Genomic DNA, 17241 nt, shown 5'->3' with positions numbered 1-17241 from the left:
CAAGAAGCCGTGTGCAACCCTTCCACAGTCGATAATCTCGTTCCATCACGATTCGCTATTCCCATGCTCGCCCCTGCGCAGCAGCGCATGCGTCATTTATTGCCCTGGAAAGCGCTTGCACCGCCTCCCCATGCGCGTGAAACTTGACATTCTCACAAGGTTAAGGCTACTTCCGCATCCACGAGCGGCCGCTTTGGCAGCGCGTCCGTCTTTCTATTGCTGAATCGAAACAGTCCGCGCGCGGCACAAGCGGGCGCAAGGAAAATAAAATGGCCAAGGCTGCAACCATCAAGATCAAGCTCCTGTCCACTGCGGATACGGGTTCGTTCTATGTCACCAAGAAGAACTCCCGCACCAAGACCGACAAGCTCGTGCTCAAGAAGTACGACCCGGTTGTGCGCAAGCATGTGGAGTTCCGCGAAACCAAGATCAAGTGATCTTGGGAAAGCGGAAATGATATAGCGCCGGCTCAATCGCCTGCGTGTCAGCAGATTGGAAGGCGCCTCAGGGCGCCTTTCTTTTTATCGAAACTCTGCTGCTAGCACATCGCCACTTCAATGCGGCCATCTGCTAGAATACGCAGTTCCAATCTCTCAATTACGGCCCATCGAATGACCGCGCTCAAGCTTCGGCTCCAGGCCCTCTGGAGGCACCCTTTCAGTAAACACAAGCGCGAGGCATTCTCCCGGAATGACTATACAGCCTGGGTGCGGCGCTATGCCGGTATCAACGATCTCCAGCGCCAGGCCATTCGGGATGAAATCGCAGAGTGGGGCCACTGCCCTACCATTTCAATTGTAATCCCCGTCTACAATCCGAATCTCGACTGGCTGCGAGCGGCCGTTGATTCCATCATCAAGCAAATTTATCCCCATTGGGAAATCTGCCTGGCGGATGACTGCTCAACGAACCCTCAGATGCGCCCCTTCCTGACCCAGATGGCCAATAGAGACGCGCGCATCAAAGTGACCTTCCGTGAACGCAATGGTCACATTTCCGCCGCCACCAATAGTGCGATGGATCTGGCCACCGGACAGTGGATGGCCTTGATGGATCAGGATGATCTTCTGCCCGAAGACGCCCTCTTCTATGTTGCGCGAGCCATACATAGACAGCCAGACGTGCAATTCATCTACACGGATGAAGATAAGATCCGGGAAAACGGCGCGCGTTATGATCCGAGTTTCAAACCGGATTGGAACCCCGACCTTCTCCGCGCGCAAAATATCGTGTCACATCTCGGTGTCTACCGACTTGATCGTGTCCGCGAGATTGGCGGCTTTCGTGAAGGGTTTGAAGGCGCACAAGACCATGATCTTGTCTTGCGCCTGACTGAACAGCTTGAACCCAGACAGATCCATCATATTCCGCGGGTCCTGTATCATTGGCGCGCACATCGTGAAAGCACAGCCCAAACCGTCAAGAACAAGGATTACGCCTCTGTAGCCGGGCAAAAGGCGCTGACAGAACACCTCACCCGGCGTGGAATTTCCGGCTCTGTTGAAATCCTGACCAGCGGTGTCTACCGCGTGCATTATGCACTGCCTGAAAACCCGCCATTGGTGACGCTAATCATCCCAACCCGGAATGGTCTGGAGCTGGTACGCCAGTGCATCGAATCCATTCTGGAGCGAACCAGCTATCCCAACTACGATATTCTTCTGGTCGACAATAATTCAGATGATCCCAAGGCCCTGCTCTATTTCAAGGAGCTGGAGAAAAATCCGCACATTCAAGTTTTGCGTGATGAGCGCCCCTTCAACTATTCCGCCATCAATAATAATGCCGTCGCCCACGCTACAGGGGCATATGTTGCGCTCATTAATAATGACATTGAGGTCATCAATCCCGAATGGCTGAACGAGATGATGGGGTTCGCCATCCAGCCCGGCGTCGGTGTTGTGGGGGCGCGTCTCTGGTATCCCGATAACCGCCTACAGCATGGAGGCGTCATCTTGGGACTTGGAGGCGTTGCGGGACATGCTCATAAATTTTTGCCCCGTAAATCCAATGGCTATCTCAAGCGAGGTATTCTCCCCCAAACCTTGAGCGCCGTAACGGCAGCCTGCTTCGTGGTTCGGAAAGACATTTATGAGAATGTTGGCGGATTGGACGAGGAGCATCTGAAGGTTGCCTTCAATGATGTCGATTTCTGCCTCAGGGTCGGCGAAGCCGGATTCCGCAATGTGTGGACACCCTATGCAGAACTCTATCATCATGAATCCGCCAGTCGCGGCAGCGAGGATACACCGGAAAAGCAGGCGCGCTTTCGTTCGGAAGCGAATTATATGATGACCCGCTGGAAGGACATCCTTCCCCATGACCCGGCCTATAATCCCAATCTCACCCGCGACCGGGAAGATTTCTCCCTCTCTTGGCCTCCCCGTACGAAAGACGACCCAACGCCGGCATCATGATGCCGGCGAGACAAGAGAGCGGCCCAAAGCCCTTTCCAAATAAAAAAGGCGACCAGTTGGTCGCCTTTTTCATATTCCGAGTGTCAAAGCCTCAAGCGGCTTCAGCTTCCTCAGCAGCAGCCGTACGAGCACGATCAGCCGCGCCCTTGGCTTCCACGTCGCGATCGACAAACTCGATCACGGCGACCGGCGTGCAGTCGCCATAGCGGAAGCCGGCCTTGATGATACGCGTGTAACCACCCGGACGCTCCTTGTAACGCGGAGCCAGAACGTCGAACAGCTTGCGCACCACAGCCGGATCACGCAGCTCCGCAATGGCCTGACGACGAGCGTGCAGATCACCGCGACGCGCAAGCGTCACCAGCTTTTCAACGACCGGACGAAGATCCTTCGCCTTGGGCAGGGTGGTGACAATCTGCTCATGGGTGATGAGCGCACCAGCGAGATTGGAGAACATCGCCTTACGATGCTCTGCCGTACGATTGAACTTGCGATGTACCTTGCCGTGACGCATGACGGCGAACTCCTAAGCTTACGGCGCACGAGCCGATTAAGACGCGGCCCGTGCCGCAACCAGATCTGAGATCAGAAGTGCTCTTCGAAGCGCTTGGCCAGCTCTTCGATATTCTCCGGCGGCCATCCAGGAACTTCCATTCCAAGATGCAGGCCAAGAGAAGCCAGAACTTCCTTGATCTCGTTCAGCGACTTGCGGCCGAAGTTCGGAGTACGGAGCATTTCCGTCTCGCTCTTCTGGATCAGGTCGCCAATATAAACGATGTTGTCGTTCTTCAGGCAATTGGCGGAACGCACGGAAAGTTCCAGTTCGTCCACCTTCTTGAGAAGCGCCGGGCTGAACGGCAGGGTCTGGATCGCCGTCGCTTCGCTTTCGCGCTTCGGCTCCTCGAAATTGACGAATATTTCCAGCTGGTCCTGAAGAATACGCGCGGCATAGGCCAGCGCATCTTCGGCCGTGATTGAGCCATCTGTCTCAATCTGCATGGTCAACTTGTCATAATCAAGGATCTGCCCTGCACGGGTGTTTTCCACCTTGTAGGACACCTTGCGCACCGGCGAATAGAGGCTATCAATCGGGATAAGTCCGATCGGAGCATCCTCGGGACGGTTCCGGTCTGCGGGCACATAGCCCTTACCGGTATCCACCGTGAACTCGACCCGCAGCTCAGCACCTTCATCGAGGGTGCAGATCGGCAGGTTGGGGTTCAGCACCTGAACATCGCCAACAGTCTGAATGTCACCGGCATACAGCACGCCGGGACCAACCTTCTTCGCCACCATGCGCTTGGGACCATCGCCCTGCATGCGAATGGCGATATCCTTCACATTCAGGATGATATCCGTCACATCTTCACGCACACCCGGAATCGACGAGAACTCGTGGAGCACACCGTCAATATGGATGGAGGTGACCGCGGCACCCTGAAGCGAGGAGAGAAGAATACGACGCAGGGCGTTGCCCAACGTCATGCCAAAACCCCGTTCCAGCGGCTCAGCGACAACAGTCGCAAAACGCTCGGGATCCTGACCAGGATGAACCTGCAGCTTCTCGGGCTTGATCAGCTCTTGCCAGTTCTTCTGAATCACTTGCATCACCTTGTATTCTCGCCAGGCCATAGCCAATCCGGTGCGGCCGACCTTAACCGGAAACCATGACCCGTCCCTTCACGGGAGGAGAAACCGGGCAGAAGACCCGCAGGACCATGCGGGCCCGCGGGGGAATAGCGGATCAGACGCGACGACGCTTGCGCGGACGGCAGCCATTGTGCGGGATCGGGGTCACGTCACGGATAGAGGTGACGAGAAAGCCCGCAGCCTGAAGCGCGCGCAGGGCAGATTCACGCCCCGAACCGGGACCGGAAACTTCCACCTCAAGGGTACGCATACCATGCTCAGCAGCCTTGCGCCCGGCGTCCTCGGCAGCAACCTGCGCCGCATAAGGAGTGGACTTGCGCGAACCCTTGAAACCCATGGCACCAGCGGAAGACCAGGAAATCGTGTTCCCCTGAGCATCGGTGATGGTAATCATGGTGTTATTGAACGAGGCATTCACATGCGCAACGCCCGAAGCGATATTCTTACGCTCGCGACGACGAACGCGAGTGGTGTCCTTAGCCATTCTTCAGTCCTTCAAACACGCCCGTAACGCCAGGCGCTCGGGATGGCATAAATGCCAATATAAGGGGCGTGAGCCACGCCCCTCTTTTGTCAGCGCTTAACAGCGCTCACTTCTTCTTACCAGCGATCGGCTTGGCGGGCCCCTTACGGGTACGCGCATTGGTGTGGGTCCGCTGACCACGCACCGGCAGGCCGCGACGATGCCGAAGACCACGATAACAACCAAGATCCATCAGACGCTTGATATTCATCGCGACTTCACGACGCAGATCACCCTCAACGAGATAATCCTGGTCAATCGTCTCACGGATTTGCAGGATTTCCTGATCCGTCAACTGGTTCACACGCCGCTCAGCGGCAATACCGACCTTCTCGACAATTTCCTCGGCCTTCTTGGCGCCGATGCCGTGAATGTACTGAAGCGCGATCACAACGCGCTTGTTGGTCGGGATATTTACACCAGCAATACGAGCCACTGCTCACTCCATTTTAACCATCAGGCCACGCCTGACACAAAACTCCCACGTCCGGTGGAGGCCGGCCCTTGCAGGAGACACTCCACTCCCGTGCTGGAAGTGAAGCAACCAACAGGATCATGGAAAGGAGATAGGCTCCTTAAGGGATTCTTGCCGAATGGTCAAGAAGCCTCAGCCATGAAGGCCCCGATATGAAAAAGGAGGGCACCGCCCTCCCCTTTCGCACCATGCCAAACAGGCCTCAATTTTTTGTGAGAGCTGCATCAAGGGCACGCGCAACCTCATCAATCGCAGCCATGCCGTCAATCTGCTGAAGTTGACCCTTGGTTTTGTAATAAGGCGCCACAATCGCAGTATCCCGATTATAGGCTTCAAGACGCGTCTTGAAGACCTCCGGGTCATCATCCTTGCGCACTGCTTCGCCCTTTGCCTTGGCTTCAGCGGCACGATTGATAATGCGATCAACCAGCTTGCCCTGATCTACGACCAGTTCAACGACTGCGTCGAGTTCAAGACCCTTATCAGCCAGCATCTTGTCCAAAGCCTCAGCCTGGGCAACCGTGCGCGGAAACCCGTCCAGAATGAAACCATTCTGAGCGTCAGCTTCTGCCAGCCGATCCGCAATGATACCGACCACGATCTCATCAGAGACCAGCCCGCCAGCCTCCATTACTTCTTTAGCCTTCAGGCCAATCGGCGTTTCAGCCTTCACTGCGGCCCGCAGCATATCGCCCGTCGACAACTGCACGATGCCATGACGCTCGACCAGACGCTGCGCCTGGGTTCCCTTCCCCGCCCCCGGGGGTCCGAGCAGAACCAGCCTCATCACTTTCTCCTCCCGCCACGCAGTTTGGCCTTCTTCACCAAGCCTTCATACTGGTGGGCCAACAGATGCCCCTGAACCTGGGCAACAGTATCCATCGTCACGCTAACCACAATCAGCAATGACGTTCCACCGAAATAGAACGGAAGAGCTGCATATGAAATCAGCAGTTCGGGGAATAGGCAAACCGCCGCAATATAGGCAGCGCCAACCACGGTGATCCGCGTCAGCACATAATCAATATATTCCGCAGTCCGTTCACCCGGACGAATGCCGGGAATGAACCCACCATGCTTCTTCAGATTGTCGGCTGTCTCAACGGGATTGAAAACGATAGCCGTATAGAAGAAGCAGAAGAACACAATCAGCAGCACATACAGCGTCATATAGAGCGGCTGTCCGTGAGCGAGAAAGGCCGTGATCGACTGCAACCACGCCGGCCCGTCATTCTGCGTGAAACTGGCGACCGTAGTTGGAATCAGCAACAGGGAAGAAGCAAAGATCGGGGGAATCACACCCGACGTATTCAGCTTGAGCGGCAAATGAGACGACTGCCCCTCATAAACCCGGTTCCCAACCTGGCGCTTGGGATACTGGATCAAAAGCCGGCGCTGAGCGCGTTCCATGAATACGATGAACGCAATAACCACGACCGCAACGACCAGAACGCCCAGAATCGCGACCGTCGAAATCGCACCTTCACGCCCCAATTCCAAAGTGCGGATAAAAGCACCCGGCAATTCAGCAACGATACCGCCGAAGATGATGAGGGAGGTGCCATTACCGATACCACGCGAGGTGATCTGTTCCCCCAGCCACATCAGGAACATCGTGCCGCCTGTCAGCGTAATCACCGTGCTGATACGGAAGAACCATCCTGGATCGGCGACGACGTTACCGGAGCTCTCCAGACCAACAGCAATGCCATAAGCCTGAAAGACTGCCAGAACGACGGTCAGATAGCGCGTATACTGATTGATCTGCTTGCGCCCGGACTCGCCCTCTTTTTTCAGGGCTTCCAGCGTCGGTGAAACACTAGTGAGCAACTGAATGATAATCGAGGCTGAGATATAGGGCATAATGTTCAGGGCGAAGATGGCCATCCGTTCGACGGCACCGCCTGAAAACATATTGAAAAGCCCGATGATGCCGCCTTGCGCGCCTTTAAAGACTTCCGCAAGGGCATCCGGGTTGATTCCCGGCATGGGAATATAAGTACCAAGCCGGTAAACAATGAGCGCACCCAAGGTGAACCAAATTCGCTTCTTCAGCTCATCGGCCTTGCCGAGAGCACTGAAGTTCAGGTTCGCCGCGAGCTGTTCCGCCGCCGAGACCATGCCTTACTCCGCTGGATTCCGCTTCCTGAGAAGCAGTCCTGATGAAGGGCGGTTTCGCGGCACCATGAGCGCCAATGCATCGCCCTGTTTAGACCCTGGCATTAAACCAAGATTTGAGAGCGATTTGCACGGCGAGAGCCGCGCCGCGCACAGAAAATGGCCGGGCACATGGCCCGGCCAGACTTTCAGACTGCTTCGTCTTCAGCCTTCGGTGGGTTCAGGATAACAACCTGACCACCAGCAGCTTCGACAGCCTGCACAGCAGACTTCGTCGCATAAGCAACCTCAAGGGTCACCTTGGCTTTCAGCTCACCGCTGCCAAGCACACGCACACCGGCCTTCGGCCGACGCACGACACCAGCGGCAACAAGCGCAGCCACATTCACCGGCAGAGCAGCATCCAGCTTGCCAGCATCAATAGCCGTCTGGAGACGTCCGAGCGTGACCTCGTTGTAGTCCAGACGGAAGATGTTGTTGAAGCCACGCTTCGGCAGACGCCGATGCAGTGGCATCTGACCACCTTCAAAACCCTTGATCGCAACGCCAGTACGGGACGTCTGTCCCTTCACGCCACGACCGCCAGTCTTGCCCTTGCCAGAGCCAATGCCACGACCCACACGCATCCGCTTCTTGCGGGCTCCGGCATTATCACGAATTTCATCGAGCTTCATGGCCCAACTCCTCACTCGCCCTCGACCACACGGACGAGATGGGCGACCTTCGCGATCATACCGCGCACGGCCGGTGTGTCCTTGAGAGTGGAGCGACGATGCCGCTTGTTAAGCCCCAGACCAACCAGAGTAGCCTGCTGGTCAGACGGGCGACGGATCGGCGATCCGATCTGCTCCACCGTGATGTTTTTGTCACTCATGACGCGTTCCTATCCTTCGGCCCGCGTCAGTCCGTCGCTTCCGCGTCTTCAACGCGGCGGCGAGACTGAAGCTGTGAAACCTTGAGACCACGACGCGCGGCAACCGAGCGCGGGCTATCCTGGTTCTTGAGGGCGTCAAACGTCGCACGAATCATGTTGTAGGGATTGGAAGACCCGAAAGACTTCGCCACCACATCATTCATGCCAAGGGTCTCGAAGACCGCACGCATCGGGCCACCAGCAATGATCCCCGTACCAGCCGGAGCCGCACGCAGAACAACCTTGCCGGCGCCATGATGCCCATGGACATCGTGATGCAGCGTCCGCCCTTCACGCAAAGGCACACGGATCATGGAGCGCTTCGCGCTTTCCGTTGCCTTGCGGATGGCCTCAGGCACTTCACGCGCCTTGCCATGACCAAAACCAACGCGACCCTTCTGATCTCCAACCACAACCAAAGCAGCAAAGCCGAAACGACGTCCGCCCTTCACCACCTTGGCCACACGGTTGATGTGGACAAGCTTGTCCACAAACAGATTGTCGCGATCTTCGCGCTCCTGGCGCGATTCCCTTTCACGGGCCATTTTCGCTCGTCCTCGCGTCAGAACTGAAGGCCGCCCTCACGGGCACCTTCGGCGAGCGCCTGAACGCGCCCATGATAGATATATGCACCGCGATCGAACACGACAGTCGTCACGCCCTTAGCCTGTGCACGCTCAGCCACCAGCTTGCCGATAACATGAGCCGCCTCTTTATCCGCTCCGGTCTTCAGGGAAGAACGCATGTCCTTCTCCAGACTGGAAGCCGCAGCAAGGGTCACCCCATTGGCGTCATCGATAACCTGCGCATAAATATGCTGCGAAGTCCGATGCACCGACAGGCGCGGACGCCCGTTTGCCGCACTGCGGATAGCTCTGCGCACCTTGGCTTTACGGCGCGCAACCGCATCCAAATCCTTAGCCATGGTCGCCTCCGTTACTTCTTCTTACCTTCCTTACGGAAGATGAATTCACCCGCATACTTCACACCCTTGCCCTTATAAGGCTCTGGCGGACGGAACTTGCGGATCTCGGCAGCGACCTGACCAACCTTCTGGCGATCCATACCTGCCACGACAACCTCAGTCGGCTTCGGGGTGGTGATCTGGATACCTTCAGGAATAGCGTAAATCACATCGTGGCTGTAGCCGAGCGAGAGGTTCAGATTCTTGCCCTGAACAGCCGCCTTGTAACCCACACCAGTGATCTCGAGCTTCTTTTCGAAGCCCTTGGTGACACCATCGACGAGGTTCGCCACAAGCGTGCGGGACAGACCCCACATCGCACGATGACGGGACGTTTCACCATTCATGGACAGAATGATTTCCGAACCCTCAATCTTCGCGGAAATTTCATCCACGAGAGTCACCTCAAGAGCACCCTTGGGACCCTTGACCTTCACCGTCTGTCCGTCCAGCTTGGTGGTAACACCAGCGGGAATGGCGACGGGAAGCTTGCCGATTTTCGACATCTCTTTCTCCCTCGCCTCAGAACACAGTGCAGAGAACTTCGCCGCCAACATTCTTGTCGCGGGCCTCATGGTCGGCCATCACACCCTGAGGCGTGGACACAACCGCAATACCCAGACCATTGGCAACCCGGGGAAGATTCTTCACCGAGGCGTAAACGCGACGACCAGGCTTGGAAACACGGGAGATTTCCCGGATCACAGGCTGACCATCGAAATATTTGAGCTCGATCTCAAACTCGCTGCGACCATTGCCATGATCCGTCGCCGTATAGCCACGGATATAACCTTCGTCGCGAAGCACCTCAAGAACGCTGGCGCGCAGACGGGACCCCGGGGTGGAAGTCTTGTCTTTGCGACGCAGCTGCGCATTGCGGATGCGAGTGATGAGATCGCCAATCGGATCATTCACGGACATACTGCCCTCCTCACCAGCTCGACTTGACCAAGCCAGGGACCATGCCCTGATTACCCAGCTCACGCAGAGCCACACGGCTCATCTTGAGTTTCCGGTAAAAGGCACGGGGGCGACCAGTCACTTCACAACGATTGCGAATCCGGATGCGCGCACCATTGCGGGGCATTTCCGCAAGCTTCAGGGTCGCCTGGAAACGCTCCTCGAGCGGGAGAGTCTTGTCATTCACGATCGCCTTCAGACGCGCACGCTTAGCCGCCTGGTTTGCCACCAGCTTGCGACGCCGCTCGTTCGTCTCGATCGCGCTTTTCTTCGCCATCTTTTGCTCCTGTTCTCCGCGTCTGAGGGTGCTCGACACCTCTCACGGCCGGAAAATCACTCGAAACATTTGCCACGCAAGAACAAGCCTTGCGCAAGGGGCATCAAGCCCCTCCAATCACTGACGGAAAGGGAAGTTAAAAGCCTTCAGAAGGGCGCGAGCCTCCTCATCAGACTGAGCCGTGGTGCACACGATCACATCCATACCCCAGATCTGCTCGACACGGTCGTAGTTGATCTCGGGAAACACGATGTGCTCCTTGATGCCCATGGCGTAATTCCCACGACCATCAAAGCTCTTGGGGTTCAAGCCGCGGAAGTCACGAACGCGCGGCAGCGCAATCGTCACCAGACGGTCAAGAAACTCGTACATACGAACCTTGCGCAGCGTGACCTTGGTGCCCACAGGCTGACCTTCACGCAGACGGAAGTTCGAAACGGCCTTTCGGGCGCGGGTCATAACTGGCTTTTGACCAGCAATAAGACCCAGCTCCGACGCAGCATTGGTTACCTTCTTGGTATCCGCAGTCGCCTCGCCAACACCCATATTGATGACGACCTTTTCGATCGCAGGAACCTGCATGGGGTTCTTGTAACCGAACTCTTCGATCATCTTCTGACGCACAACCTGATCGTAATGCGTACGCAGCTTGGGAACGTAAATTTCCTCAGCCATCAATCTTCTCCCCGGAGCGCTTCGCAACGCGAACCTTGCTCCCGTCTTCCAGCACCTCGAACCCAACGCGAGTCGGCTTGCCATCCTTGGGATCAGCAATGGCAATGTTCGACAGATGGACCGGGGCCTCCTTGGAGATGATCCCGCCTTCCTGGCTCTGCGTCTGGCGCTGATGACGCTTGACGATATTCACACCACGGACGAGCGCACGCTCTTCCTTCGGCATGACCTGAATGACCTCACCACTACGACCCTTGTCGCGACCGGCGAGAATGACGACCTTGTCGCCCTTCTTGATCTTAGCGGCCATCACAGCACCTCCGGCGCCAGCGAAATGATCTTCATGTGGTTCTTGGCGCGAAGCTCGCGCGGAACCGGGCCGAAGATACGGGTGCCGACAGGCTCCTTGTTATTGTTGATCAGAACGGCAGCGTTCTTATCGAAACGGATCACCGACCCGTCACCGCGACGAATATCCTTGGCGGTACGCACCACCACGGCCTTCATCACGTCACCCTTCTTCACGCGACCGCGCGGAATAGCTTCCTTGACAGACACCACAATGATGTCGCCAACATGAGCATATTTACGCTTGGAGCCGCCGAGCACCTTGATGCACATGACACGACGCGCGCCGGAATTGTCCGCCACGTCGAGATTGGTCTGCATCTGGATCATGACGCACCTGTTCTCGTCATCCGGCACAACCGGTAAACCGGCCTTGCCTTAACCCTTGTTTACCGTGCCCGCTCATCGAAACACGGCATGCCGCAATGCGGTCTCCTCTCCTTTCTCTTTCGAGAAAAGACGGACCCAGCATCGGAGCGATTCTCTCACCCGGATGCTATGCACCGGATGAGAGAAAATTTCAAGACCTCAAACCTCTGCGCGCTTCTCGCCCTGGACAACAATCCAGTTCTTGAGCTTCGACAGAGGACGATGTTCTTCGATCCAAACCGTATCACCCACCTTCCAGGCGTTCTGCTCATCATGAGCATGATACTTCTTGGACCGACGAACGGTCTTCTTCAGCAACGGATGAGTGAAGCGACGCTCCACCCGCACCACGACGGTCTTGTCCGTCTTGTCGCTCACCACGACGCCCTGGAGCACGCGCTTCGGCATCGCTTCCTCACTTCGCCTTCTGCGCCGGCGAACCGGCGCTGTTCTGATTCTGCATGGTCTTGATTCGCGCGATGGTACGGCGAATATCCTTAGACCGCGCGGTATTCTCCAGCTGCCCGGTGGCCTTCTGGAAGCGCAGGTTGAACTGCTCTTTCTTCAGCTTCAGCAGCTCATCCGCGAGCTGATCGGGGCTGAGGGCCCGAACGTCCTCGGCTTTCATGAGCCTCTCCTCACTCGGCGATGCGCTGAACGAAGCGCGTCTTGATCGGCAGCTTGGCTGCCGCAAGAGTCAGAGCTTCACGCGCAAGTTCAACGCTGACACCGTCGATCTCGAACATGATGCGGCCGGGCTTGACCTTGGCGGCCCAGTATTCCGGCGAGCCCTTGCCCTTACCCATACGCACTTCGGTGGGCTTGGCAGAGACCGGCACATCGGGGAACACGCGGATCCACACACGACCGGCACGCTTCATGTGACGGGTCATCGCGCGGCGCGCGGCTTCAATCTGGCGCGCCGTGACACGCTCCGGCTCCATCGCCTTAAGGCCGAATTCACCGAAGTTCAGTTCCGTGCCGCCCTTGGCAACGCCGTGAATGCGTCCCTTAAACTGCTTGCGGAACTTGGTGCGCTTGGGTTGCAGCATGGCTTAAACGCCTTCTTTCTCTTTGGCCGTCAAGCGCGCTCACGGTCGCCGCGCTCACGCCGCGAAGGACGCGAAGAGGGACCAGATTCCGCTTCAGCCTGGCGCTTTTCCTGCGCCATGGGATCATGCTCCAGGATCTCACCCTTGAAGATCCAGACTTTGACACCGCAGGTGCCATAGGTCGTGAAGGCGGTGGCAGTACCGTAATCCACGTCGGCGCGCAAGGTGTGCAGCGGCACGCGGCCTTCACGATACCACTCCAGACGGGCGATTTCCGCACCACCAAGACGACCAGAGCAGTTGATACGAATGCCTTCGGCACCCAGACGCATGGCGGACTGAACCGCACGCTTCATGGCGCGACGAAATGCCACACGACGTTCAAGCTGCTGGGCAATCGACTCAGCGACCAGCCGCGCATCCGTCTCAGGCTTACGCACTTCGACGATATTGATGAAGACTTCCGAGTTGGTCATCTCGGAGACCTTCTTGCGCAGCTTGTCGATGTCTGCACCCTTCTTGCCGATCACCACACCCGGACGCGCCGAGTAAATGGTCACGCGGCACTTTTTGTGCGGACGCTCGATAACCACCTTGGACACCGCCGCCTGACGCAACTGCTTGAGCAGCATCTTGCGGATCTTGATGTCCTCGTGCAGGAGATTGCCGTAGTCCCCCTTATTGGCGAACCAACGGCTATCCCACGTGCGGTTGATGCCGAGCCGGAGCCCGACCGGATTGACCTTTTGACCCATCAGGCCCGCTCCTCAACTTCCCGAACCACGATGGTGATGTGGGAGAAGGGCTTTTCGATGCGCGAGGCGCGGCCACGCGCACGCGGCGAAAACCGCTTCATCACCAAGCCCTTGCCCACATGCGCCTCTGCAACGACCAGGTCGTCCACATCGAGCTCATGATTGTTTTCGGCATTGGCGATCGCGCTCTCGAGGCACTTCTTCACATCACGGGCAATCCGCTTGTGAGAGAACTCGAGATCGGCGAGCGCCGTCGCCACCTTCTTGCCGCGAATGAGACCCGCGACCAGGTTCAGCTTCTGAGGCGAGACGCGCAGATTACGCGCGACCGCCTTTGCTTCGTTGTCCGCGAGCGCGCGCGGCTTTGCCTGCTTACCCATGGCTAATCACCGCCGCTTCGACTTCTTGTCGGCCGCGTGCCCATAATAGGTGCGCGAGGGAGCAAACTCCCCGAACTTGTGGCCGATCATGTCCTCGGTTACTGCAACAGGCACATGCTTCTGCCCGTTATAGACACCGAACGTAATGCCCACGAACTGGGGCAGAATGGTGGAGCGCCGGCTCCAGATCTTGACGACGTCCCTGCGAGTGGATGCCTGCGCGGCTTCCGCCTTCTTGAGCAGGTATCTATCGACAAAGGGCCCCTTCCAAACCGAACGAGTCATCTGTCAGGCCCTCACTTCTTCCGCTTATGGCGGCTGGACACGATGAACTTGTCCGTCGCCTTGTTATTGCGGGTACGCTTGCCCTTCGTGGGGAAGCCCCACGGCGAAACCGGGTTACGGCCACCAGACGTGCGCCCTTCACCACCACCATGGGGGTGGTCAACAGGGTTCATGGTGACGCCACGGTTATGCGGCTTGCGCCCCAGCCAGCGATTACGGCCAGCCTTACCCAGAGCAGTGTTCATGTGGTCCGGATTGGAAACCGCACCCACAGTCGCGTAGCACGCGCCCAGAACCAGACGCTGCTCGCCAGAGTTCAGGCGAAGGATCACATAACCGTGATCGCGACCGACGATCTGGGCGTAGGTCCCAGCGGAACGTGCAATCTGCCCGCCCTTGCCAGGCTTCAGCTCAACATTATGAACAATCGTACCGACAGGCAGGTTACCCAGAGGGCCCGCATTGCCAGGCTTCACGTCCACCTGAGCAGCCGCAATCACCCGATCGCCGACAGCAAGACGCTGCGGAGCCAGAATGTAGGCAAGCTCACCATCTTCATACTTCAGCAGAGCGATAAACGCCGTGCGGTTCGGATCATACTCAATCCGCTCCACCGTGGCCGACATGTCGCGCTTGTTGCGCTTGAAGTCCACCAGACGATAGCTCTGCTTGTGGCCACCACCACGGAAACGCACCGTGATGCGGCCATTATTATTACGGCCACCGGAGGACGACTTGCCCTCCGTCAGGCCCTTCACCGGCTTGCCCTTGTAAAGGCCGGACCGGTCGACGATCACGAGCTGGCGGAGGCCCGGCGTGACCGGCTTGAAATGCTTCAGCGCCATGGTCTTATCCCGTTCCCCTCAGTTCACAGGCCCGTGGTGATGTCGATCTTCTGGCCCTCTTCGAGGGTCACGATCGCCTTCTTGACGTCATTCTGGACGCCGCGACGACCGCGGAAGAACTTCACCTTACCCTTGCGGACCAGCGTGTTAACGCTCTTCACCTTCACGTCGAAAAGCTTCTCCACGGCCTCCTTGATAAGGGGCTTCGTGGCAGTCTTCGCGACGTTGAAGACGACCTTGTCCTGCTCGCTCGCCGTCGTCGCCTTCTCGGTGATGACGGGCGAGAGGATCACGTCGTAATGACGCGGCTCGATATTGCGCGCGGAACTCATTTGAAGCGCGCCTCCAGCGCGTCCAGAGCGGCCTTGGTCAGGACCAGCTTGTCGCGACGCAGGATGTCGTAGACATTGATGCCCTGCACAGGCAGCACGTCCACATAAGGAAGATTGCGCGCCGCCAGGGCCACATTTTCTTCCACCTGCGCCCCGTCAACGATCAGCACCGACGCCCAGCCAAGCTGTGCGAAGCGCTCCTTCAGGGCCTTTGTCTTCGGATCGGTGACCGACATCTTGTCGAGCACCACGATGCTGTCTGCCTTCAGCTTGGAAGACAGAGCATGCTTCAGCGCCAGAGCGCGGACCTTCTTCGGCAAGTCAATCGCATGAGAGCGAACAACCGGACCGAATGCGCGGCCACCACCACGGAACTGCGGAGCAGAAGCGGCACCATGACGGGCATTGCCCGTGCCTTTCTGCTTGTACAGCTTCTTGGTCGTACGGTTGATCTCCGAACGACCCTTTGTGCGGTGCGTGCCAGCCTGACGGCGGGCGAGCTGCCAAGTCACCATACGATGCAGGATGTCCGCGCGCGGCTCGAGACCAAAAATCTCGTCCGAAAGCGTCACGGAACCCGCGTCGGTGCCTTCGAGCGTCTTGACGGTGATTTCCATCACGCGCCCTCCTCATTGCTGGCTTCGGCCGCAGGCGCAGCTTCAGCAGCGCTTTCCCCCAGCCGGAATGCACCGGGCTTCGGCGCATCTTCAGGCAGCTTCTTCTTCACGGCATCACGCACGGTAATCCAGCCACCAGCGTGACCGGGAACAGCGCCCTCCACCGCGATCAGCCCACGCTCCACATCGGTCATCACGACCTTCAGATTCTGCGTGGTCACGGTCACATCACCCATGTGTCCAGGCATCTTCTTGTTCTTGAAGGTCTTGCCCGGATCTTGGCGCCCACCGGTCGAACCGATAGAGCGATGAGAGATGGAGACACCGTGAGAGGCACGAAGACCGCCAAAATTATGACGCTTCATACCGCCGGCGAAGCCCTTACCGATGGTGGTGCCCGTCACATCCACATACTGACCGACAACGAAGTGATCAGCAGTGATTTCGGCACCAACCGGAATCAGAGCATCTTCCGGCACACGGAACTCAGCCATCTTCCGCTTGGGCTCAACCTGAGCCACCGCGAAGTGACCGCGCTCGGCGCGGGTGACATTCTTAGGCTTGCGACGGCCAGCACCAAGCTGGACAGCGACGTAGCCATTCTTGTCGAGCGTGCGGTGTGCAACCACCTGGCAGCTTTCGACTTTCAGCACAGTGACCGGCACATGTTCGCCAGCATCCGTGAAGATGCGGGTCATGCCGACCTTCTGGGCGATGACGCCTGACCTCATGGTCATGTCTCTTCGCCTCCGATTCAGAGCTTGATTTCGACGTCAACGCCGGCGGCAAGGTCGAGCTTCATCAGCGCGTCCACCGTCTGGGGCGTCGGGTCAACAATATCAAGCAAACGCTTGTGGGTACGCATCTCAAACTGCTCACGCGACTTCTTGTCGATGTGCGGAGAGCGATTTACGGTGAACTTCTCGATCCGCGTGGGCAGCGGAATCGGGCCGCGCACCTGCGCACCCGTGCGCTTTGCCGTGGCGACGATCTCACGCGTCGACGCATCGAGGATGCGGTGATCGAATGCCTTCAGGCGAATTCGAATGTTCTGGCCGTTCATGGCTCAAAGGCTCCGGGCATGAGGAACGCGCGCGCTTGGTACAAGACTTTGCGCAGCGCGCTCCCGTTTCTTTTCGTTCGGCTCACTCGATGATGGAGGCGACGACGCCGGCACCCACCGTACGGCCACCTTCACGGATAGCGAAGCGCAGCTTCTCTTCCATGGCGATCGGCACGATCAGATGGACTTCCATCGCAACATTGTCACCCGGCATCACCATTTC

30 protein-coding genes are annotated in these 17241 nt (G+C 57.7%); 2 read left to right on the top strand and 28 right to left on the bottom strand.

Annotated features, from left to right (window positions below; all coding sequences use genetic code 11):
- The first annotated feature begins 269 nt into the window (after nucleotides 1-269).
- Nucleotides 270-437 (top strand): 50S ribosomal protein L33, encoded by a 168-nt coding sequence (gene rpmG, locus ACT6QH_RS01690; RefSeq protein ID WP_444973081.1) that lies wholly within the window; start codon nucleotides 270-272, stop codon nucleotides 435-437.
- A 174-nt stretch (nucleotides 438-611) separates the two neighbouring features.
- The gene (locus tag ACT6QH_RS01685) at nucleotides 612-2417 is read left to right on the top strand and encodes a glycosyltransferase family 2 protein (RefSeq protein ID WP_444973080.1); all 1806 of its coding nucleotides are present in this window, start codon (nucleotides 612-614) and stop codon (nucleotides 2415-2417) included.
- Between the two features lie 91 nt (nucleotides 2418-2508).
- On the opposite strand, the gene rplQ is transcribed toward ACT6QH_RS01685, so the two are convergent.
- From rplQ to ACT6QH_RS01545, 28 genes are all read right to left on the bottom strand, one after another.
- On the bottom strand, nucleotides 2509-2931 hold the full coding sequence (rplQ, locus tag ACT6QH_RS01680) for a 50S ribosomal protein L17 (RefSeq protein WP_444973079.1): 423 nt from the start codon (nucleotides 2929-2931) through the stop codon (nucleotides 2509-2511).
- A 71-nt stretch (nucleotides 2932-3002) separates the two neighbouring features.
- A complete protein-coding gene (locus tag ACT6QH_RS01675) occupies nucleotides 3003-4025 on the bottom strand; it encodes a DNA-directed RNA polymerase subunit alpha (protein WP_444973078.1) in 1023 nt (340 codons plus the stop codon).
- Nucleotides 4026-4161: 136 nt separating this feature from the next.
- Nucleotides 4162-4551, bottom strand: a complete 390-nt coding sequence (gene rpsK, locus ACT6QH_RS01670) for a 30S ribosomal protein S11 (protein ID WP_444973077.1) — start codon at nucleotides 4549-4551, stop codon at nucleotides 4162-4164.
- Between the two features lie 106 nt (nucleotides 4552-4657).
- Nucleotides 4658-5026: a 30S ribosomal protein S13 gene (gene rpsM, locus ACT6QH_RS01665; RefSeq protein WP_444973076.1), complete on the bottom strand. Its 369-nt coding sequence runs from the start codon at nucleotides 5024-5026 to the stop codon at nucleotides 4658-4660.
- Nucleotides 5027-5267: 241 nt separating this feature from the next.
- Entirely contained in the window at nucleotides 5268-5852 is a 585-nt protein-coding gene (locus tag ACT6QH_RS01660) for an adenylate kinase (RefSeq protein WP_444973075.1), read from the bottom strand.
- The gene (gene secY / locus ACT6QH_RS01655) at nucleotides 5852-7186 is read right to left on the bottom strand and encodes a preprotein translocase subunit SecY (protein ID WP_444973074.1); all 1335 of its coding nucleotides are present in this window, start codon (nucleotides 7184-7186) and stop codon (nucleotides 5852-5854) included. The genes ACT6QH_RS01660 and secY overlap by 1 nt, the downstream gene beginning before the upstream one ends.
- Nucleotides 7187-7371: 185 nt before the next feature.
- On the bottom strand, nucleotides 7372-7857 hold the full coding sequence (rplO, locus tag ACT6QH_RS01650; RefSeq protein ID WP_444973073.1) for a 50S ribosomal protein L15: 486 nt from the start codon (nucleotides 7855-7857) through the stop codon (nucleotides 7372-7374).
- A gap of 11 nt (nucleotides 7858-7868) precedes the next feature.
- Nucleotides 7869-8057, bottom strand: a complete 189-nt coding sequence (gene rpmD, locus ACT6QH_RS01645; RefSeq protein ID WP_444973072.1) for a 50S ribosomal protein L30 — start codon at nucleotides 8055-8057, stop codon at nucleotides 7869-7871.
- A 26-nt stretch (nucleotides 8058-8083) separates the two neighbouring features.
- Nucleotides 8084-8641 (bottom strand): 30S ribosomal protein S5, encoded by a 558-nt coding sequence (rpsE, locus tag ACT6QH_RS01640; protein ID WP_444973071.1) that lies wholly within the window; start codon nucleotides 8639-8641, stop codon nucleotides 8084-8086.
- 17 nt (nucleotides 8642-8658) lie between these two features.
- Nucleotides 8659-9021: a 50S ribosomal protein L18 gene (gene rplR / locus ACT6QH_RS01635; protein WP_444973070.1), complete on the bottom strand. Its 363-nt coding sequence runs from the start codon at nucleotides 9019-9021 to the stop codon at nucleotides 8659-8661.
- Between the two features lie 11 nt (nucleotides 9022-9032).
- Nucleotides 9033-9566, bottom strand: coding sequence for a 50S ribosomal protein L6 (gene rplF, locus ACT6QH_RS01630; protein WP_444973069.1), 534 nt, complete (start codon nucleotides 9564-9566; stop codon nucleotides 9033-9035).
- Nucleotides 9567-9582: 16 nt separating this feature from the next.
- A complete protein-coding gene (gene rpsH / locus ACT6QH_RS01625) occupies nucleotides 9583-9981 on the bottom strand; it encodes a 30S ribosomal protein S8 (protein ID WP_444973068.1) in 399 nt (132 codons plus the stop codon).
- 10 nt (nucleotides 9982-9991) lie between these two features.
- The gene (rpsN, locus tag ACT6QH_RS01620) at nucleotides 9992-10297 is read right to left on the bottom strand and encodes a 30S ribosomal protein S14 (protein ID WP_444973067.1); all 306 of its coding nucleotides are present in this window, start codon (nucleotides 10295-10297) and stop codon (nucleotides 9992-9994) included.
- A 117-nt stretch (nucleotides 10298-10414) separates the two neighbouring features.
- Nucleotides 10415-10972, bottom strand: coding sequence for a 50S ribosomal protein L5 (gene rplE / locus ACT6QH_RS01615; RefSeq protein WP_444973066.1), 558 nt, complete (start codon nucleotides 10970-10972; stop codon nucleotides 10415-10417).
- A complete protein-coding gene (rplX, locus tag ACT6QH_RS01610) occupies nucleotides 10965-11282 on the bottom strand; it encodes a 50S ribosomal protein L24 (RefSeq protein ID WP_444973065.1) in 318 nt (105 codons plus the stop codon). Before rplX ends, rplE begins: the two co-directional genes overlap by 8 nt.
- The gene (rplN, locus tag ACT6QH_RS01605) at nucleotides 11282-11650 is read right to left on the bottom strand and encodes a 50S ribosomal protein L14 (protein WP_444973064.1); all 369 of its coding nucleotides are present in this window, start codon (nucleotides 11648-11650) and stop codon (nucleotides 11282-11284) included. Before rplN ends, rplX begins: the two co-directional genes overlap by 1 nt.
- 198 nt (nucleotides 11651-11848) lie before the next feature.
- Nucleotides 11849-12097 carry a 30S ribosomal protein S17 gene (rpsQ, locus tag ACT6QH_RS01600; RefSeq protein ID WP_444973063.1) on the bottom strand — a complete coding sequence of 83 codons (249 nt, stop codon included), beginning with the start codon at nucleotides 12095-12097 and terminating at the stop codon, nucleotides 11849-11851.
- 7 nt (nucleotides 12098-12104) lie between these two features.
- Nucleotides 12105-12317, bottom strand: coding sequence for a 50S ribosomal protein L29 (gene rpmC, locus ACT6QH_RS01595; RefSeq protein WP_444973062.1), 213 nt, complete (start codon nucleotides 12315-12317; stop codon nucleotides 12105-12107).
- A 10-nt stretch (nucleotides 12318-12327) separates the two neighbouring features.
- Nucleotides 12328-12741, bottom strand: a complete 414-nt coding sequence (rplP, locus tag ACT6QH_RS01590) for a 50S ribosomal protein L16 (protein WP_444973061.1) — start codon at nucleotides 12739-12741, stop codon at nucleotides 12328-12330.
- Nucleotides 12742-12770: 29 nt separating this feature from the next.
- Entirely contained in the window at nucleotides 12771-13496 is a 726-nt protein-coding gene (gene rpsC / locus ACT6QH_RS01585; protein WP_444973060.1) for a 30S ribosomal protein S3, read from the bottom strand.
- Nucleotides 13496-13876 carry a 50S ribosomal protein L22 gene (gene rplV / locus ACT6QH_RS01580; RefSeq protein WP_393998346.1) on the bottom strand — a complete coding sequence of 127 codons (381 nt, stop codon included), beginning with the start codon at nucleotides 13874-13876 and terminating at the stop codon, nucleotides 13496-13498. Before rplV ends, rpsC begins: the two co-directional genes overlap by 1 nt.
- Before the next feature lie 6 nt (nucleotides 13877-13882).
- Nucleotides 13883-14161: a 30S ribosomal protein S19 gene (gene rpsS, locus ACT6QH_RS01575; protein WP_444973059.1), complete on the bottom strand. Its 279-nt coding sequence runs from the start codon at nucleotides 14159-14161 to the stop codon at nucleotides 13883-13885.
- A gap of 11 nt (nucleotides 14162-14172) precedes the next feature.
- Entirely contained in the window at nucleotides 14173-15006 is an 834-nt protein-coding gene (rplB, locus tag ACT6QH_RS01570) for a 50S ribosomal protein L2 (protein ID WP_444973058.1), read from the bottom strand.
- A gap of 23 nt (nucleotides 15007-15029) precedes the next feature.
- On the bottom strand, nucleotides 15030-15338 hold the full coding sequence (locus ACT6QH_RS01565; protein ID WP_444973057.1) for a 50S ribosomal protein L23: 309 nt from the start codon (nucleotides 15336-15338) through the stop codon (nucleotides 15030-15032).
- Nucleotides 15335-15955, bottom strand: a complete 621-nt coding sequence (rplD, locus tag ACT6QH_RS01560; RefSeq protein ID WP_444973093.1) for a 50S ribosomal protein L4 — start codon at nucleotides 15953-15955, stop codon at nucleotides 15335-15337. The genes ACT6QH_RS01565 and rplD overlap by 4 nt, the downstream gene beginning before the upstream one ends.
- On the bottom strand, nucleotides 15955-16686 hold the full coding sequence (gene rplC, locus ACT6QH_RS01555) for a 50S ribosomal protein L3 (protein WP_444973092.1): 732 nt from the start codon (nucleotides 16684-16686) through the stop codon (nucleotides 15955-15957). The genes rplD and rplC overlap by 1 nt, the downstream gene beginning before the upstream one ends.
- Nucleotides 16687-16709: 23 nt before the next feature.
- On the bottom strand, nucleotides 16710-17018 hold the full coding sequence (rpsJ, locus tag ACT6QH_RS01550; protein ID WP_012113701.1) for a 30S ribosomal protein S10: 309 nt from the start codon (nucleotides 17016-17018) through the stop codon (nucleotides 16710-16712).
- 82 nt (nucleotides 17019-17100) lie between these two features.
- Nucleotides 17101-17241, bottom strand: a 141-nt coding sequence (locus tag ACT6QH_RS01545) for an EF-Tu C-terminal domain-related protein (protein WP_507237475.1), incomplete at its 5' end; no start/stop codon positions are given.

Source organism: Haloleucobacter albus (assembly GCF_052492075.1).
This window is presented reverse-complemented; position numbering and strand designations above follow the sequence as displayed.

Excerpts from the sequence above, each read along its gene's own strand:
- secY (WP_444973074.1), bottom strand. The coding sequence starts at position 7,186 with ATGGTCTCGGCGGCGGAACAGCTCGCGGCGAACCTGAACTTCAGTGCT.
- rpmG (WP_444973081.1), top strand. The coding sequence starts at position 270 with ATGGCCAAGGCTGCAACCATCAAGATCAAGCTCCTGTCCACTGCGGAT.
- rpsS (WP_444973059.1), bottom strand. The coding sequence starts at position 14,161 with ATGACTCGTTCGGTTTGGAAGGGGCCCTTTGTCGATAGATACCTGCTC.
- rplX (WP_444973065.1), bottom strand. The coding sequence starts at position 11,282 with ATGGCCGCTAAGATCAAGAAGGGCGACAAGGTCGTCATTCTCGCCGGT.
- rplE (WP_444973066.1), bottom strand. The coding sequence starts at position 10,972 with ATGGCTGAGGAAATTTACGTTCCCAAGCTGCGTACGCATTACGATCAG.
- rpsQ (WP_444973063.1), bottom strand. The coding sequence starts at position 12,097 with ATGCCGAAGCGCGTGCTCCAGGGCGTCGTGGTGAGCGACAAGACGGAC.
- rplN (WP_444973064.1), bottom strand. The coding sequence starts at position 11,650 with ATGATCCAGATGCAGACCAATCTCGACGTGGCGGACAATTCCGGCGCG.
- rplD (WP_444973093.1), bottom strand. The coding sequence starts at position 15,955 with ATGGAAATCACCGTCAAGACGCTCGAAGGCACCGACGCGGGTTCCGTG.
- rplB (WP_444973058.1), bottom strand. The coding sequence starts at position 15,006 with ATGGCGCTGAAGCATTTCAAGCCGGTCACGCCGGGCCTCCGCCAGCTC.
- rplV (WP_393998346.1), bottom strand. The coding sequence starts at position 13,876 with ATGGGTAAGCAGGCAAAGCCGCGCGCGCTCGCGGACAACGAAGCAAAG.
- rplO (WP_444973073.1), bottom strand. The coding sequence starts at position 7,857 with ATGAAGCTCGATGAAATTCGTGATAATGCCGGAGCCCGCAAGAAGCGG.
- ACT6QH_RS01685 (WP_444973080.1), top strand. The coding sequence starts at position 612 with ATGACCGCGCTCAAGCTTCGGCTCCAGGCCCTCTGGAGGCACCCTTTC.
- rpsC (WP_444973060.1), bottom strand. The coding sequence starts at position 13,496 with ATGGGTCAAAAGGTCAATCCGGTCGGGCTCCGGCTCGGCATCAACCGC.
- rpmD (WP_444973072.1), bottom strand. The coding sequence starts at position 8,057 with ATGAGTGACAAAAACATCACGGTGGAGCAGATCGGATCGCCGATCCGT.
- ACT6QH_RS01660 (WP_444973075.1), bottom strand. The coding sequence starts at position 5,852 with ATGAGGCTGGTTCTGCTCGGACCCCCGGGGGCGGGGAAGGGAACCCAG.
- rpsK (WP_444973077.1), bottom strand. The coding sequence starts at position 4,551 with ATGGCTAAGGACACCACTCGCGTTCGTCGTCGCGAGCGTAAGAATATC.
- rplR (WP_444973070.1), bottom strand. The coding sequence starts at position 9,021 with ATGGCTAAGGATTTGGATGCGGTTGCGCGCCGTAAAGCCAAGGTGCGC.
- rplF (WP_444973069.1), bottom strand. The coding sequence starts at position 9,566 with ATGTCGAAAATCGGCAAGCTTCCCGTCGCCATTCCCGCTGGTGTTACC.
- rpsJ (WP_012113701.1), bottom strand. The coding sequence starts at position 17,018 with ATGAACGGCCAGAACATTCGAATTCGCCTGAAGGCATTCGATCACCGC.
- rpsN (WP_444973067.1), bottom strand. The coding sequence starts at position 10,297 with ATGGCGAAGAAAAGCGCGATCGAGACGAACGAGCGGCGTCGCAAGCTG.
- rplQ (WP_444973079.1), bottom strand. The coding sequence starts at position 2,931 with ATGCGTCACGGCAAGGTACATCGCAAGTTCAATCGTACGGCAGAGCAT.
- rplC (WP_444973092.1), bottom strand. The coding sequence starts at position 16,686 with ATGAGGTCAGGCGTCATCGCCCAGAAGGTCGGCATGACCCGCATCTTC.
- ACT6QH_RS01675 (WP_444973078.1), bottom strand. The coding sequence starts at position 4,025 with ATGCAAGTGATTCAGAAGAACTGGCAAGAGCTGATCAAGCCCGAGAAG.
- rpmC (WP_444973062.1), bottom strand. The coding sequence starts at position 12,317 with ATGAAAGCCGAGGACGTTCGGGCCCTCAGCCCCGATCAGCTCGCGGAT.
- ACT6QH_RS01565 (WP_444973057.1), bottom strand. The coding sequence starts at position 15,338 with ATGAGTTCCGCGCGCAATATCGAGCCGCGTCATTACGACGTGATCCTC.
- rplP (WP_444973061.1), bottom strand. The coding sequence starts at position 12,741 with ATGCTGCAACCCAAGCGCACCAAGTTCCGCAAGCAGTTTAAGGGACGC.
- rpsH (WP_444973068.1), bottom strand. The coding sequence starts at position 9,981 with ATGTCCGTGAATGATCCGATTGGCGATCTCATCACTCGCATCCGCAAT.
- rpsE (WP_444973071.1), bottom strand. The coding sequence starts at position 8,641 with ATGGCCCGTGAAAGGGAATCGCGCCAGGAGCGCGAAGATCGCGACAAT.